The organism is Prochlorococcus marinus XMU1419 (assembly GCF_017695955.1).
Lineage (GTDB): Bacteria > Cyanobacteriota > Cyanobacteriia > PCC-6307 > Cyanobiaceae > Prochlorococcus_A > Prochlorococcus_A marinus_AD.
Genome location: NZ_JAAORO010000003.1, coordinates 107,462 through 124,294, shown reverse-complemented (window position 1 = coordinate 124,294; position 16,833 = coordinate 107,462). Strand labels below are relative to the sequence as shown.

Sequence of the window (16,833 nt, the reverse complement as noted above, 5' to 3'; positions counted from 1 at the left end):
GGTTAAGGATGTCAAATCCTTATAGTAATTATTTTCAAAATTCCTTATGGATAATTCCAGTGATGTCTGTATTAGCAATCCCAATATATATTGGGACTGGTTATTACAGAGGCTTATTAACATATAACAATAGTTTCTTTATTTATAAATCATCTATTATCAATTTTCTTTTGGTATTGGTTTCCTTATTAATAGGTTATTTCTTTAATCAATCAATGCCGCCAAGAAGTATTTGGCCACTTATGTACATAATAATTATTAGTTTAAATGGGCTTGTTAAGATTGGGTTGAGAGATTATGTGAGATCGCTATCAGCTTCAAAAAAAGAAAGTCAAAATGTGGTTATTTATGGTGCAGGTTCAGCAGGAGCGCAATTAATTAATTCATTGAGTACGATTGGCAACTATAAAATTAAATTTATTATTGATGATGATAAAAATTTAATAGGAAGAAGTATTGGGGGAATTAAAATTTTTTCGCCAGAATATTTGAAGAATATTAAATACAAAATAGATAATATTTTGTTAGCAATTCCATCCGCCTCTATAGAAAAAAGAAAACAAATTATTTATAAAGTTCAAGATTTAGGGTTTTCAATTTTAGAAGTACCAACAATTGAAGAAATTACTGAAGGGAAAGCCAAGATTGATAATTTGAGGAGAATTGAAATTGAAAATTTACTTGAAAGAGATATAGTTTTGCCTATTCCAGAATTATTGGAAAAAGGTATAAAAAATAAAAATATTCTAATTACAGGTGCAGGAGGTTCAATAGGAAGTGAGATTAGTAACCAAATCATTAAAATGGAGCCGAGGAATTTGATTCTGGTGGATAGTAATGAAAAAAATCTTTATGAATTAATTAATAACCTTGGTTCATTCAAAAAAAACACTAGTTTTATTCTTGGAAATTGTTGTGACGAGAAATTTATGAATGATTTACTTCAGAGAAATAATATTGAATTAATTTTTCACACATCAGCTTATAAACACGTCAATCTAGTAGAGGAAAATCCAATACAAGGTTTATATAATAATATAATTTCTTCATTAATTATTTGTAAGCTTTCTTCTCATTTAAAGATTCCGAAAGTCATCCTAATTTCAAGTGATAAAGCAGTAAGGCCAAAGAATATTATGGGAGCGTCTAAAAGAGTATCTGAGATTTTATTTCAGGCTTTTGATAATGAATTTAATGAAACATGTTTTTCAATGGTTAGATTTGGGAATGTACTAAATTCTTCTGGCTCAGTAATTCCTCTTTTTAAAAATCAAATAAAATCTAGAATCCCATTAACAGTTACTCATCCAGAGGTTATACGTTACTTTATGACAATAAAGGAGGCATCCCAATTAGTTATTCAAGCTTCAGCTCTTGCCAAAGGTGGCGAGGTTTTTTTGCTTGATATGGGAGAACCTATTAAGATTTTAAATCTAGCTAAGCAAATGATTAAGTTAAGTGGATTAACTATCAAGAATGAAGATAATTTAAATGGTGATCTAGAAATAATATTTACTGGTTTACGACCTGGAGAGAAATTATATGAAGAACTTCTAATAGATAACAAATCTAAAAGTACTATTCACCCGCTGATATATAAGGCTGAGGAAAAATATATTATTTATGAAAACTTAATGCCAATAATAGATGAGATGGAGAAAGCATTGATAAATCAAGATTTATATAAATCTCTTTCCTTTTTAAAACAAATAGTTCCTGAATGGGAAAGATCTAATTGAAATTAGAATAAAAAAAAATTAGACTCCGTAAAATTTTCTATACCAAGTATAAAATTTGTTTATTCCATATCTTAGAGATGTCTTTGGCTTGAAGTTTATATATTTTTCTAATAAATCTGTATCAGCGAGTGTGGATTCTACATCACCCTTTGGCATAGGAAGAGGGTTCTTTAATGCCTTTTTACCTATTATTTCTTCAATTATTTCAATAAAATCTTTAAGTTGTACAGAGTTTGAATTACCAATATTGAAAATTCTGTGGGGAGCCCAGCTTGATGAAATATCAGGATTTTTCCTATCAAAATTATTATTTGGCGAAGGTATTTTTCGCATTATCCTAATTAGACTCTCAATAATATCATCAATATAAGTAAAATCCCTCCTCATATTTCCGTAATTAAAAACATCAATTGGCTTCTCCTCCAGAATATATTTCGTAAATAAAAAATATGACATGTCCGGCCTCCCCCATGGTCCATATACAGTAAAGAATCTTAATCCCGTTGTTGGTAATGAATATAAATGGCTATATGCATGTGCCATTAATTCATTAGATTTCTTACTTGCTGCATATATACTAACCGGGTGATCTACGTTATTTTTTTCGGAATATGGGAGTTGATAATTCCCTCCATATACTGAACTACTACTTGCATATACAAGGTGCTTTATTTTATTTTTTCTAGAAATTTCTAAAAGGTTTCCAAAACCAATAATATTTGACTTGAGGAATATATTTGGATTATTTATTGAATATCTAACACCAGCTTGTGCAGCAAGGTTGACTACTATTTCTGGTTGGTATTTTTCAAAAATGTCTTCTAGGAAATGATAGTCTTCAATATCGCCTGAATGAAATTTAAAAATTCCTTTCAGCTTATATAATTCTGACAATCTAGCATTTTTTAATTCCACGCTGTAATAACTATTCAAGTTATCAATCGCAACAACTTCTATCCCTTCATTGATTAATCTTTTAATAAGATGGAAACCTATGAACCCAGCACCACCTGTGACAAGAATTTTTTCTTTCATTACATTTTAAATTTATTTTTCAAGATAATCATCTAGTTACCATATCCTACTTGCCAAATATTAATTCCATTTTCTTTAACAAGATCCATATCAACTATGGATCTTGTATCAAAAACCCAGGAGGGTTTCCTCATTATTTTTGAAATATCTCTCCAATTTAAGCTTGCAAATTCGCACCATTCTGTAAGAAATAATGCCGCATCTACGTCTTTAAAAGTTTTATGAATTGAATTAGAGTATTCCCAGTCTCTATGTTCCTTATTATTTTCATTTAATCCTAATTCTTTAATTATTTGATGCTCTTTTACCTTTGGGTCATATATCTTTAAAAAAGCGCCCTCTTCAATAAGCTTTTTACAGATATTTATTGCTGGTGATTCTCTTGTATCATTTGTATTGGCTTTAAATGCAAATCCTAGTATTGCTATTTTTTTTGAAGAGATAGTTCCAAACATTTTTTTTACAATAAGTTCAACAAATCTTTTTTGTTGCCATGAATTTATATCCAAAACCTTTTGCCAATAGTTGGCGACTTCAAATAAACCATAATGATTAGAAATGTAGACTAAGTTTGAAATGTCTTTCTTAAAACAACTTCCTCCAAAGCCTGGTCCACTATTCAAAAAATATTTACCTATCCTGCGATCCATCCCAACAGCTAGTGAAACATCTTTTATTCTTGCGCCAGTTGCTTCACACAATGCGGAGATAGTATTTATTGAACTAATTCTTTGAGCTAAAAAAGCATTTGATATTAGTTTTGAGAGTTCTGAACTCCATAAATCTGTAGTTAAAACTTTTACTTTATCTATCCATTTCGAATATATGTTTACTAATTCATTTATGGCTTCTTTATCTTCTCCTCCTATTAAAACTCTATCAGGATTTTCTAAATCACTAATTGCTGTCCCCTCCGCTAGAAATTCAGGGTTTGATAGAACCGAAAATGTTTTAGTTATTTTAGATTTATTAACATCTTCAGTTGCAGCATCAAGGATGGCCTTGATAGTTTGGGCCGTTTTAACAGGTAATGTACTTTTTTCTACAACGATAGTGTGACCTCTTGCATACTTTGATATTTCTCTTGATGATGCCTCAACATATTTGAGATCTATTGCTTGACCAGATCCAATTCCTCTTATTTTTGTAGGAGTATTAACTGAAATAAAAATCATATCTGCTTTTTCAATATTCTTCTTTAAATCTGTAGAGAAGTGAAGATTTTTACCTCTACATTTTTCTATAATTTCTCTAAGACCAGGTTCATAGATTGGAAGATCTGATAGGTTTTTCTCATTCCACTGAGATATTCGTTTATGGTTAATGTCCACTACATTTACCTGAATATCGGGACAAAATTTAGCAATAACTGACATTGTGGGACCACCCACGTATCCAGCACCAATACAACAAATATTTTTTATATTCATCAAAAATAAAGGTTATTTATCTTTAAACGTAAGTTATATAATATCAGAAAATGATAATTTGATTTTAAAAAAAAGACAAAAAAGAAAATGGCTAATTAACTTTTATATCTAATTGTTTTTTAATTTTTGATTTATCTGTCTCATCAAGAATGCATTTGAGGCCAGATAGAAAAATCCAAATTAAAATGCTTATTTTCCCGTCGTAATAAGTAATATCATTTAAGTGATTTAAAATTGCAACTAAACACGATGCCAACCAACATTTGTTTAACAAAAATGAGATTTCATTCCCTTTGCATTGAAAAATATTTTTCCAGGTTTTGTAAAAAAGAAAACTAATGAAACATACTAAAAGTATTGCTATCGGTATTCCAAATTCATAAGCTAATTGCAGTGGCATATTATGACTATGTTGCATTTTTAGGTTGGTTAATTCATAGAAAATCATAGAAAATGTAGATGCACCATAGCCAAAAATTGGCTTATCTTTAATTAATAAGAGGGTATTTAACCAAATGTTTATCCTCGTGAATTCTAAGAAATTAGAAATATCATCTGTTTTAAATTTACTGATTAAACTATTAACTTGATGCCCTTCAAAAATTTGTATAGTTTTAATTGGAACAAATATTTCGAAATAACTTAATATAAAATAAAAAAATATGCCAAAAGAAAAGCAAACCAATAATTTCTTTATTCCAAAAATTAACATTATTGAACTGAGAAAACCAATATATGCATTTCTCGATAGAGTTAAAAATATTAAATATATAAAAGTTAAAAATATAAATATTAGTAGTAATTTTTGAATTTTTAATGATTTATGTTTAGAAATTAAAAAAAATAATAAGGGGACTGATAAGGTTAACCAAATTCCTGTGTAGTTTTGGTTGCTGAATAATCCTGATACTCCTTGACCATCACCTATTTCTTTATTGAATATAACTATTAAACCTCCCAGAGTTCTAAATGGGCCATATATTTTGAACCAAGATTGTAGTAAACAGCTTATTAGCACAGGGATTGTTCCTGCAATGAGATATCTAGCAAATATCTCCCTCTGTATTTGATTCTTGAGATAATACTGACAGCTTATAAATAATATTATTAATGGTATCCAATTAAATAAACTATATAAAGAAATTGATTTGTCGAATGAAATTAATCTTTCATCTAAATTTTGAAAAGAAAAGCGTAATGAATTTACAATAAACAATCCCCCAATAAATAATAATGATAGATTCCATTTATCTTGAAGTAATTTAGATTTTGTTTCTATAAAAGAAATGAATATTGCAATTAATAAAAACAAACCACTAATTGGCAATGCGGTAGATAAAAAAAATGTACCTAAGTTAAAAAAATTTTGACCTAAATGTTTTGTATTTGTTGAAAAATACTTTATTTGGTTTTTTAGAGAGCTAGTGATATCCAAAATTTTTACTTAGATCTTATTTTAATAAAAAATATAAATTTTATTGTAAATATTTCAAATTACGCTTCCTGCAGGATTCGAACCTGCGGCCCACTGCTTAGAAGGCAGTTGCTCTATCCAGCTGAGCTAAGGAAGCAAAATTAAGTGGCTGATGTAAAAAATTCAAAAATAAAACTTTATAAATTTGTTTTGATTTTTAATGACCATTACCAACTTTACTTTTTCAAGTTTACTTATTGATAGTTAGAGTAACAAGCCTTTATGAATTTGTATAAATTATTTTTATTTTAATTTCTTCCGTAATTATCTTCTAATCTCAGAATATCATCTTCACCTAGATATGAACCACTTTGAATTTCAATAATTATCAGAGGATAATTTGTAGTGTTAGATAATCTATGTATAGTCCCTTTTGGGACATAAATACTCTCATTTACTTGCAGCAATGTAATCTTTTTATCAATTTCAACTTTGGCAGTCCCATCAACAACAACCCAGTGCTCTGCCCTGTACTTATGAGATTGTAGTGACAAGCTGGAATTAGGGTTGATCTCTATTCTTTTCACCTTCCAAGTCTTCTCTTCCACTATTGAAGTGTAATGCCCCCATGGTCTATACATTTTGCTACTAGTTTGACTTTCTGAAAAGTTTCTTTTTTTTAATTCATCAACTATATTCTTAACTTTCTGAGTTGAATTATTTTCTGTTACTAATACAGCATCAATTGTTTCAACTACAGTGATATTTTTAAGCCCAAGTCCTACAACCAAACGATTTTCGCTGCGTAAATGACAATTTGTTGAATTTTTTAATAAGGCATGCCCTTTTACTGAATTCCCTCTGTGATCCTTTTTTGAGTTTTCCCAGACTGCTTTCCAGCATCCAATATCTAACCAATCACTTTTTAAATCAAGAACTGTTCCTATTTTTGTTTTTTCCATAACTGCTTTATCAATTGGAATGTTGGGACAGGTGGCAAAAATATCTTTGTTAACTCTTATGAAATCCAAATCTCTAAGATTATCCTTAAGTGCCTTTTGACACACTTCTAAGATGCTTGGCTGATACTTTTTGATTTCATTCAAAATTGTCGATGATTTAAATAAAAATATTCCACTATTCCAACGAAAATTTTTATTTTTAATATATTTTTTTGCATCATCTAAAGAGGGTTTTTCAATAAATCTTTTGATATTGCTCGATATGTTTTTTTCGGATAGAAAATCCAAGGATTCAATATAGCCATATCCTGTCTCTGCAGAATTTGGTGGAATCCCAAATGTTACAATTCTCCCCATTGATGAAAAAACAAGACCTCTATTTATTATTTTTTGAAATGCTTCATGATCTCTTATTTCATGATCCGAAGAGAGAATAAGTATATGTGGATCATTATTCTTTTTTATTGAAATCAAAGCGGCCATTGTAATCGCAGGAGCGGTATTTCTCCCGAAAGGTTCAAGAAGTATTGGATCTGGTTTTACATTTATAGATCGCATTTGTTCAGCCACTATAAATCTATGCTGTTCATTGCAAATTATTATGGGATTTCCTAATTTAGGTATACCTTGCAATCGCAGAAAAGTTTTTTGTAAAAGAGTTTTATCAGTGGTTTGATCAATATTAATATATTGCTTTGGAAAACATTCTCTCGATAAAGGCCAAAGTCTTGATCCTTTTCCCCCTGAAAGAATAACAGGGACTAATTCCTTTTTGAAATTATTCAATTTTATCTAATTGGGCCTTAACTTATTTTAATATAAAGCTAAATTTTAACTAACAATTTCTTTAAATTAAGTTTATTTTAAAAGTATAAAACATATATTTTTCAACATCTTTATTAATTAAGAATATTTTTTGAATTATGGATATCTAACGGAATTAGTTATAATCTCAATGAGACTTTTTAATTTTTTGCCTAAGAAACTATCTGATATACAGAAACTTGAAATTTTGGAATCTTTTAAAGAAGGTTCTGAAATTGCTCAGATTGCCAAAAAATATAATTTTTCAAATGCAACTATAGTTAGACAATTGAAAAAAATGATGGGAGACGATGGCTATGATAACTTTAAAAAAAAGAATTTATCAGATAATTTAAATGTTTTAGAAAATCCCCCAATAACTTCATCTAAAGTCGAAAGTGAAAATATATTTTTTGAAGTTATACCATTGACAGAGGGAGTTGAGTTGAATTCTCAGAAAGATTTATCGTCTCGCCCTATAAAGGATTTTGAATTTCCTAATACCGTATATATGATCGTAGATAAGGGGATTGAATTGGAAACAAAATTATTAAAAGAATATCCAGAATGGCAATTTCTTCCTAAAGATGATTTAAATAGGAAAACAATACAAGTTTATTTTGATTTAAAAAATGCAAAAAGAGATTGTAATAAAGAGCAGAAAGTAATTAAAGTTCCAAATACTGATGTTTTTAAAATAGTTTCTCCAATCTTGCTATCAAGGGGAATTACAAGAATCATCACTGAAGATCAGTTAATTGCATTATAGATTTTTATTTATTTTTATTAGGAGAAAAGGAAAATAAATTACTAAAAATTGAACCTGAAATAAAGCTTACCCCAACAATAAAACTAACTGGTAAATTTATTGTTTCATTAACTAATAAATTTACCTTGCTTTTGTTAGAACTATTTTGTATTGCAATAATCATTATTAGAAATAATGCTGAATTGAAAAAAATAGATAAAAAAATTTTTTTAAGGTAAATATTCATTATTTTGAACTTTATAAATATCTTAATGTAATTTATAAATTTCGCTTTTTGGAATATTTGTTTTTTTAGCTAAAAATTTTGAAGCTGCTGAAAGGCTTAGTCCCGCATTAATTAGTTCATGAAGTTCTTTTTTTAAGAAAAATATATCTGCTTCAAAAAACTTATGTTCACTAACACCCTTAATCACAATTGTGATTTCTCCTAAAACTTCCCTCTTGCTGAATATTTCAAGTACTTTATCTATTTTATCCATAATATGCTCCTCAAACTTTTTTGTTAATTCTCTGGATACTTGTATTTCTCTTTCACCTCCACAAAATTCTTTTAGTTCCTGAAGAAGCTTTATGAGACGATGCGGAGATTCGAAAATAATTGTTGTTTTGTCAGACTTACTTATTTCAAATAAAATCTTTTCTCTCTCACTTTTTTTCTTTGGAAGAAAACCTTCAAAGATAAATCTTGATGAAGGCATGCCACTTGATACAAGTGCAGTTATGGCTGCACATGGACCTGGGACACATATAATGTCAATTTTATTTGATTTTGCATTCTTAACTAAATCTTCTCCAGGATCACAAATAATAGGCATTCCTGCATCACTCACTAATGCTACAGATCTCCCCATTTTAAGTTGTTCTATTATTTGAGGAGTTTTTTTAAAAGAATTAATTTTATTAAAGCTTACTAAATTATTATTGAATTTAAATTTTTTTATGATTTTGCTTGTTTGCCTTGTATCTTCACATGCAATTAAAGAAACATTTTTAAGAATATTTATTGCCCTATGAGAAATATCATCTAAATTACCAATTGGTGTACCGACAATATATAAAACCCCTTTTTCAGGTTCATCTTTTCTATGGGATAATGAGTAATTATTATTCATTTAATGTTTAAATTACCCTCTGGTGTAGATATTAATAATCTTATCGATGATATAAGAATTTTCAGCTGGCAAGCTGCAGATATTTTGCTTTATTACTCTAAATTGTTAGAAGATTCGGATTATCAAAAAAACATATTAGAAAATAATAATGAAGATGATCCTGTAACTTTGGCAGATTTAAAGGTAAATGAAATAATTATTAAGAGAATAAATGAAAAATATAAAAATATTAAATGGGATATTTTGAGCGAGGAAAATGTAAAAATCTCTCCAGAAAACTTTAATAGTAAATCTGATTGGATTTGGGTACTTGATCCTCTTGATGGAACGAAAGATTTTATCCAAGGAACAGGAAACTATGCAATGCACTTGGCCTTAAACTTTAAACAAAAACCATATATTGGGTTCGTTTTGATCCCAGAAAAAGATCAACTATGGATTACTGATGGAGAAAAGACATGGTGTGAAAATAGAGATGGTTCAAAATATGAACCATCTCTTTGTAATAAAAAGAACCTTAAAGAAATGACTTTAGTTACAAGTAAAAATCACGGAAACGAAACTTTAAGAAAGTTAATTCAAAAAATTAATTTTCGCAAAGTAGAAATCATGGGAAGCATTGGTTGCAAAATAGCATCAATAGTAATGGGAGAGAGTGATATTTATATTTGTCTAAGTTTGCCAGGAAAAAGCTCACCAAAAGATTGGGATTTTGCAGCACCAGAATCTATTTTGAAAGGTGCTGGTGGAGCAATTACAAATTTAAATAATGAAGAATTAACCTATGGTAACTCTATGTACGAACAAGGAGGTATAGTTATTGCAACTAGTGATAGGAATTCTCACGGAAGTATATGTCTTGAAATAAAGAGAATAATTCAGAAGGATGAAATTTATCCGCTTTAGTTATTAATTTAGAGGAGCAACTGGAGTAGGTGTTGGTTCAGGATAAGACATTCCATTATTTTGTCCTACACCTCTCAAAGTAAGATTAATTCTTCCTCTGCTGTCAATTTCTCTAACTCTTACTGTAACTTCATCTCCCTGTCTAACTACGTCTTCTACTCTCTCAACCCTGGCTTCAGATAACTGAGAAATATGCACCATTCCTTCTTTGCCAGGTAGGATTTCAACAAAAGCTCCAATTGGTATTATTCGAGTAACTACTCCTGAGAAGATTTCCCCTTCATGCACTTTTCTTGTAAGTCCTTCAATGATCTTTTGAGCTTCTTCTGCAGCAGCCCCGTCATGAGAAGCAATAGTTACAATCCCACCATCTTCTATATCAATTTTTGTATTTGTTCTCTCAGTGATTCCTTTAATAGTTCTTCCACCAGGGCCAATGACTGTTCCTATAAGCTCAGGATCAATTCTAAAACTTAAAAGTCTAGGAGCATGAGGGGATAGAGATTCTTGAGGTTTATCTATTGCCTCTTGCATCTTTTCTAAAATATGTAATCTTGCAGGACGAGCTTTTTTAATTGCATCAGAGATTATAGAGACTGGTAAACCTGTTATTTTCATATCCATTTGCAAAGCAGTTATCCCCTTATCAGTGCCAGCAACTTTGAAGTCCATGTCACCAAGAAAGTCTTCAATTCCTTGAATGTCGGTAAGAATTCGTACTTCTTTCCCCTCTTTTATTAAGCCCATAGCAGTACCACTGACAGGAGCTTTTAGAGGAACCCCCGCATCTAATAATGAAAGCGTGCTTCCACATACCGACCCCATTGAAGTAGATCCATTAGAACTTAAAACTTCGCTAACTACCCTCAAGACATAAGGGAATGTTTCTTTCCCAGGTAGGACAGGAATTATTGCTCTCTCAGCTAATGCTCCATGCCCAATTTCTCTTCTCCCAGGAGTTCTCATTGGTCTTGTTTCTCCTACTGAATATGGAGGAAAATTATAGTGATGGAGATAAGTTTTTTCAGTGCTTGGGTTAAGGTCATCCATTTCTTGTGCATCACTAGGTGTCCCTAAAGTAGTTGTAGATAAAACTTGAGTTAAACCTCTTTGGAATAATGCGGAGCCATGCACTCTTTTTGGAAGAATTCCAGCAGATGCAGAAATCTTTCTGACTTCATCTAATTCTCGACCATCAACTCTTTTCCCATCATTAATGATTTGCGATCTCATTAGTTTTTTGGTTAGTTTTTTGAAGTCGGAACTTAATAACTTATCATTTTCTGTGAGAAGAACTTTTAATTGGTTATCATCTTTCAAAGATTCAATTTTACCCTGAGTCTCAACTTTTATTTTTTCGAGTTCAAGATCTCTTTCCTCTTTGGACAGATCAAATTTCTTTAAAACTAAATCTATTGATTTTGTACAATTTTTCTCTAAATAAGTAGGTAATGTTTTATCTTCTTCAGGGTCAGATGGATTAACATGTTTTATACCTAAATCTTTGAGTAAATCCTCTTGAGATTTAATGAGTTCAGTAACTGCTTCATAACCAAAATCTATAGCTTCAATAGTATCTTGCTCTGATAATTGGTTGGCTCCAGCCTCAATCATTACAATGCCGTCAGGTGATCCCGCAACAACAATGTCTAAATCTCCTTTCTCTATCTCTCTATAACTGGGGTTTAAGATGAAATCATCCCCAATGAGGCCGACTCTAACAGCTGCCATAGGGCCATAAAATGGTATTTCTCCGAGTAGGGTTGCTATAGAAGCCCCTGTAACAGCTAAAACATCTGCTGGAACCCTTTCATCTAAAGAAAGGCAAGATGCTACTATCTGTATCTCGTCTCTCATCCATGAAGGGAAAAGTGGCCTCATAGGCCTGTCAATTAATCTTGAAATTAAAGTCGCTCTTTCTGGAGGGCGACCCTCTCTCCTCATAAAACCACCTGGAATTCTTCCTGCAGCATATAGTTTCTCCTCATAGTCACATATTAGAGGGAGAAAGTCTGAAGCATCTTTTTTTGTAGTTTTTGTTGCTGTAACAAGTAAAGAGGTGTCACCACACTCAATCATTACTGAACCATTTGCTTGAGGAGCATATAGTCCTGTAGTTAGTCGTATCTCTCGTCCGTCAAACGTGATCGACTTATTCTGTCCTTCCACTTTTTAAATTATAAATCTATACATAATTTATTCTTACATTTTATAGGGACATATTGAGTAAATTATTTAAATAAGCTATAAAATTTTTAAAAATATCTTAAAATGATATCAATTTCTTTAAAATTTAATTTAATGAAAAAATAGAATTTCACTAAGAATTTAATTCAGAAATGCTACCAACTTGATTTTACAACACCTGGAAGTTCACCATTATGTGCTCTTTGCCTTAACTGATTTCTGCAAAGACCAAAATCTCTGTAAACTCCTCTTGGTTTACCAGTTGCCCAACATCTGTTCCTTACCCTGTTTGGCGCTGAGTTTCTTGGCAGAGCTTGAATTTTTCTATGAATTTCTAATCTTTCCATGGGGTCTTTTGCGGAGTTGAATTCATCTAACAATGATTTCCTTTTTGCAGCATATTTAATAACAAGTTTTTTGCGTTTGACTTCTCTCGCAATCATGGACTTTTTTGCCATTAATGAAAAATTTAAAAACTATTTTATATATTAACAGCTTGACTAACAATTTTAAAAATTTCTATTGGCTTAATAATCTTTGCACAATTAAAAGTTGACTTGTATCGCGAATTATCAATAATACACTTAGTCCAATTAATAGAAAAAAACTGGATTGAGTAACAACCATCTGTAACTTAACTGGCACAGGTTTCCCTCTAAACCCTTCAATTAAAGTGAAAACAAGTTGTCCTCCATCTAAAAGTGGTAAAGGTAAAGAATTGAGGACTGCTAAATTGATCGAAATTAAAGCTGCGAATAATAATATCCCTTTTCCTCCTTGTTGCGATAGTTGGGCACCAATTTCGACAATTTTGACTGGACCACTTAATTGTTGAGCTGTTGAGGAAAAATTTGTTATTAATCCTTTATAACCTTGAATTGTTTTTACCAAAAGTGATGAAAATTCATTATTAGTGTATTCAAAAAGTTCTAATATATTCTTGGTCTTTTTAGTTTCTGACTTGATATTTGGCTGTAATTGGGCTCCAATAGTACCTTTCCCATCAACATTTTTTGGCACCAAAGTTAAATCTTTGAAAATTCCTTCTCTTTCTATGGTTATTGAAATTTGGGTTTCGGATGAATTTTGAATCTCTTTTACTAAATCGGAAACAGCTTGATCACCAACTCCTAAAGTACTACTTTTAACTTTTAAGATTTTATCTCCAGACTTTAATCCAGCAATAGAAGCCGCTTTATTAGGTTGAGTAGCCAGAACTAGGATACCTGGTTCTGGATCAAAGGGAATCCCAACAGTAGTTACATTTATAATTAAAATAGTATATGCAAGAATTAAGTTAGCAAATACACCAGCAGATATTACAATAACTCTTTGGATAATTGGCCTGTTTTTTAAAAGATTTGGATCTTCAGGATCAATATTATTTATTTCTTCATCGGGGAAGGAAACGAATCCCCCTAAAGGAAATGCTCTAAATGAATAAGTGATGCCTTTATATTTTTTTTGAATTATTGATGGACCAAAACCAATTGAAAATCCATCAACATATATCCCCTGAAGAATTGCTGCGAGAAAATGTCCCATCTCATGAAAAAAAATGAGAAATCCCAGTACTGTTATTGAGGTTAAAACATTCATTTATTTATACTAAGTAGTTTTTAAGAAATTTGATCCAAAATATGGAACAAGAGCATCTGGAATCTTAACGCTACCGTCAATTTGTTGGCCATTCTCAAGAATTGCAGCCATCGTCCTTCCAATTGCAAGACCACTACCGTTTAATGTGTGTATAAATGTATTTTTTTTATCAATTTTTGTTCTTATTGATGATCTCCGTGCTTGAAAGTCAAAGCAATTGCTACAACTTGAAATTTCTCTATAACATTTACTACTAGGTAGCCAAACCTCAAGGTCAAAAGTTCTGCTAGAAGAAAAACCTAAGTCTCCCGTACAAATATCTACTACTCTATAAGGTAAGTTGAGCTTTTTTAGAATGCTTTCTGCATCAGTAGTAATCTGTTGATGAGCTTCTAAAGATTTACTTGGATCGCAAAACCAATATAGCTCAACTTTATTAAATTGATGAAGTCTTATTAAACCCCTGGTATCCTTTCCATAACTTCCAGCTTCTCTTCTAAAACATGGGCTATACGCCACATATTTAATAGGTAACTGCTTTAGATCAATAATCTCATTTCTATGAAAAGCTGTTAATGGAACTTCGGCTGTTGGAGAAAGCCAGAGATCGTCATTAGAACACTTGAAACTTTCATTTGAAAATTTAGGTAGTTGACCAGATCCTGTCAGACTGTCTGAATTTACTAAAGCTGGTGGCATTAACTCTAAATAACCATTTTTAGTATGCATGTCGAGCATGAAATTTATTAATGCCCTTTCTAATCTGGCACCATTGCCGATGAGTGTAATGAAACGACTTTTTGATATTTTAGTTGATTTTATTGAGTCAAAAAGATTAAGACTTTCACCTATTTCCCAATGAGATTTAAGATTAGATTCTTTCAAAGGATCGCCCCAAGTTTTTACTTGGACATTATCACTTTCGTCTTTCCCAATAGGGGCATCTTTGCTTGGGAAATTTGGCAGGTCAGAAATCCCGTTATTTATTTCTTTATCTAAAACTCTTTGTTTTTCTTCATATTCAGAAATTTTTATTCTATATTCGTTTCCCTTTTTCTTTAAATTATCTATTTCTGGAGAATTATTGTTTTGAGATTTGATAATTTCTTGACCAATTAATTTACTTAATTTTTTACTTTCAGATTGAAGGCTTGATACTTCTATATCAATTTCCTTTTTTCTAACAGTTAATTCATGTATGTGGGATACATCATAAAATTTTCCCCTTAAAGATAAATTCTCTGCAACAGATTTTGGATTTTCTCTTATTAATTTTTGATCTAACACTCTTTTTTTTTTATACCTTAATTAAGATAGTTAATCTAAAATCATTATTAGGTATTTTTGGAGAAAAATTAACTAAATTAATGATTCCTAACTTATTAAAGAATTTCCATAAATTTAATTAAGATGCAGAGCGTGCTCTCCCTGAGGATGACCATTCTTTTAATGAATCGATTTGTTCTCTAGCAGTTCTGGATAACGGAACTAATTCGGACACTGCCTTTATTAAATCTTTTTCCATAAGCTCTCTATTTTCAGAGAATGAAATGTGCATTCCCTCTATTACTGCTTGTTCTAGTTCTGCTCCTGAGAAACCATCTGTTCTATCAATAATTGTACTTAGAGGGAAACTGTAACTTGGTCTTCTCTTTTTTAAATGTAAATCCAGGATGCTCAATCTTTCGTCTGAATTTGGTAAATCAAGAAAAAATATTTCATCAAACCTACCTTTTCTTAATAATTCCGCGGGGAGCTTGTCTATTGCATTAGCGGTGGCAATAACAAATACTGCAGATTCTTTTTCAGCCATCCAAGTTAGCAAACTTGCTAAAACCCTTTGACTTGTCCCTCCATCGCTTCTTGCATCGCCACCAAAGCCCTTATCAATTTCATCGATCCAAAGGATGCATGGGGACATGGCCTCTGCTCTCAATATTGTTTCTCTTGTTCTTGCCTCGCTTGAACCAACAAGACTAGAAAATAGTCTCCCCACATCTAATCTAAGGAGTGGCATCGACCAACTTTTGGAAATGGACTTTGCAGTAAGAGACTTTCCAGTTCCTTGAGCTCCAACCAGTAGAACTCCTTTGGGAATAGGTAATCCATAGTCTCTAGCTTCCTTAGAAAAAGCTCTGTATCTTTGATTAAGCCAAACTTTTAAAACATTTAAACCACCAATATCATCTTGACTTGATTTGGCTTCGAAAAATTCTAAAATTTCACTTCTGGCGATAACTTGTTTTTTTTCTTCAAGTATATCTTTAATATCTTCTTTACTTATTTTCCCTCTTTGCGCGAGGGCCTTTGCTGTTACTTGCTTAACTTTTATTTCTGTTAGTCCACTTGAAGCTATAGAAAGTTCATTTAAATCTTGTTCTTCAAGATTTGAATTGGTATTGATAGCAATTTTTTTTATTAGATTTTTTAATTCTTTTTGATCAGGTAAAGGTAAATTTAAAATTGTCATTAATTCATCCAGCTCATCTGATGATGGGAATAAATGTGAACTTATAACTAGATTATGATTCGTTTCCTTTAGCGATGAAGATAGTTCTTTAATAGTTCTACTAATAGATGGATCATCATAAAATTTATGAAAATCTTTAACTAATAAAACCGTTGAAGCTTCAGAACTTTGTTCCTTTAGCCAATTAAGTACTCCTAACGGATTGTTAGAGAATTTACCTTCTTCATTTATTAAACCCTTAATACCGGAGACACAATCCCAGCAAACGAACCTTTTAATATTTAATCTTTCGCATGATAAATTAACTAATTTTTCTAACCTTTCTTCTTCTTTAGTCCTTATCCAAATTAGTGAAGCTCTTGATTTTATTAGTAATTCTAATTTTCTACACCAAGGATTCATTGTG

The 16,833-nt window shown here is 31.0% G+C and carries 13 protein-coding genes and 1 tRNA gene; 3 read left to right on the top strand and 11 right to left on the bottom strand.

Features of this window, described 5'->3' with window-relative positions; translation table 11 throughout:
* Positions 1–8 precede the first annotated feature (8 nt).
* Positions 9–1,739, top strand: coding sequence for a nucleoside-diphosphate sugar epimerase/dehydratase (locus HA151_RS06770; RefSeq protein WP_245151624.1), 1,731 nt, complete (start codon positions 9–11; stop codon positions 1,737–1,739).
* Positions 1,740–1,757: 18 nt separating this feature from the next.
* On the opposite strand, the gene HA151_RS06765 is transcribed toward HA151_RS06770, so the two are convergent.
* The 5 genes from HA151_RS06765 to HA151_RS06745 all read right to left on the bottom strand — a co-directional run bounded on the left by HA151_RS06765 (position 1,758) and on the right by HA151_RS06745 (position 7,366).
* Positions 1,758–2,774, bottom strand: coding sequence for an NAD-dependent epimerase/dehydratase family protein (locus tag HA151_RS06765; RefSeq protein ID WP_209106722.1), 1,017 nt, complete (start codon positions 2,772–2,774; stop codon positions 1,758–1,760).
* Positions 2,775–2,806: 32 nt separating this feature from the next.
* Complete coding sequence (locus HA151_RS06760; protein WP_209106721.1) at positions 2,807–4,204, bottom strand: nucleotide sugar dehydrogenase; 1,398 nt, start codon at positions 4,202–4,204, stop codon at positions 2,807–2,809.
* 91 nt (positions 4,205–4,295) lie between these two features.
* Positions 4,296–5,639 carry an O-antigen ligase family protein gene (locus tag HA151_RS06755; RefSeq protein ID WP_209106720.1) on the bottom strand — a complete coding sequence of 448 codons (1,344 nt, stop codon included), beginning with the start codon at positions 5,637–5,639 and terminating at the stop codon, positions 4,296–4,298.
* A gap of 62 nt (positions 5,640–5,701) precedes the next feature.
* A tRNA-Arg gene (locus HA151_RS06750) sits at positions 5,702–5,775 on the bottom strand.
* 151 nt (positions 5,776–5,926) lie between these two features.
* On the bottom strand, positions 5,927–7,366 hold the full coding sequence (locus HA151_RS06745; RefSeq protein ID WP_209106719.1) for a mannose-1-phosphate guanylyltransferase/mannose-6-phosphate isomerase: 1,440 nt from the start codon (positions 7,364–7,366) through the stop codon (positions 5,927–5,929).
* Positions 7,367–7,553: 187 nt separating this feature from the next.
* On the opposite strand from HA151_RS06745, the gene HA151_RS06740 reads away from it, so the two are divergent.
* Positions 7,554–8,153 (top strand): hypothetical protein, encoded by a 600-nt coding sequence (locus HA151_RS06740; RefSeq protein ID WP_209106718.1) that lies wholly within the window; start codon positions 7,554–7,556, stop codon positions 8,151–8,153.
* 248 nt (positions 8,154–8,401) lie between these two features.
* Here the strand turns inward: HA151_RS06740 and rsmI are convergent, their stop codons facing one another.
* A complete protein-coding gene (gene rsmI, locus HA151_RS06735) occupies positions 8,402–9,265 on the bottom strand; it encodes a 16S rRNA (cytidine(1402)-2'-O)-methyltransferase (RefSeq protein ID WP_209106717.1) in 864 nt (287 codons plus the stop codon).
* 3 nt (positions 9,266–9,268) lie between these two features.
* Here rsmI and HA151_RS06730 point away from each other — a divergent pair, with 3 nt between their 5' ends.
* Complete coding sequence (locus tag HA151_RS06730) at positions 9,269–10,171, top strand: 3'(2'),5'-bisphosphate nucleotidase CysQ (RefSeq protein ID WP_209106716.1); 903 nt, start codon at positions 9,269–9,271, stop codon at positions 10,169–10,171.
* A 3-nt stretch (positions 10,172–10,174) separates the two neighbouring features.
* Here the strand turns inward: HA151_RS06730 and HA151_RS06725 are convergent, their stop codons facing one another.
* The 5 genes from HA151_RS06725 to HA151_RS06705 form a co-directional block, all read right to left on the bottom strand.
* On the bottom strand, positions 10,175–12,340 hold the full coding sequence (locus tag HA151_RS06725; protein WP_209106715.1) for a polyribonucleotide nucleotidyltransferase: 2,166 nt from the start codon (positions 12,338–12,340) through the stop codon (positions 10,175–10,177).
* A gap of 173 nt (positions 12,341–12,513) precedes the next feature.
* On the bottom strand, positions 12,514–12,816 hold the full coding sequence (gene rpsN / locus HA151_RS06720; RefSeq protein WP_209106714.1) for a 30S ribosomal protein S14: 303 nt from the start codon (positions 12,814–12,816) through the stop codon (positions 12,514–12,516).
* Positions 12,817–12,877: 61 nt separating this feature from the next.
* Positions 12,878–13,957 carry an RIP metalloprotease RseP gene (gene rseP, locus HA151_RS06715; RefSeq protein WP_209106713.1) on the bottom strand — a complete coding sequence of 360 codons (1,080 nt, stop codon included), beginning with the start codon at positions 13,955–13,957 and terminating at the stop codon, positions 12,878–12,880.
* A gap of 9 nt (positions 13,958–13,966) precedes the next feature.
* On the bottom strand, positions 13,967–15,244 hold the full coding sequence (gene serS / locus HA151_RS06710; RefSeq protein WP_209106712.1) for a serine--tRNA ligase: 1,278 nt from the start codon (positions 15,242–15,244) through the stop codon (positions 13,967–13,969).
* Between the two features lie 118 nt (positions 15,245–15,362).
* The gene (locus HA151_RS06705) at positions 15,363–16,829 is read right to left on the bottom strand and encodes an AAA family ATPase (protein WP_209106711.1); all 1,467 of its coding nucleotides are present in this window, start codon (positions 16,827–16,829) and stop codon (positions 15,363–15,365) included.
* Positions 16,830–16,833 lie beyond the last annotated feature (4 nt).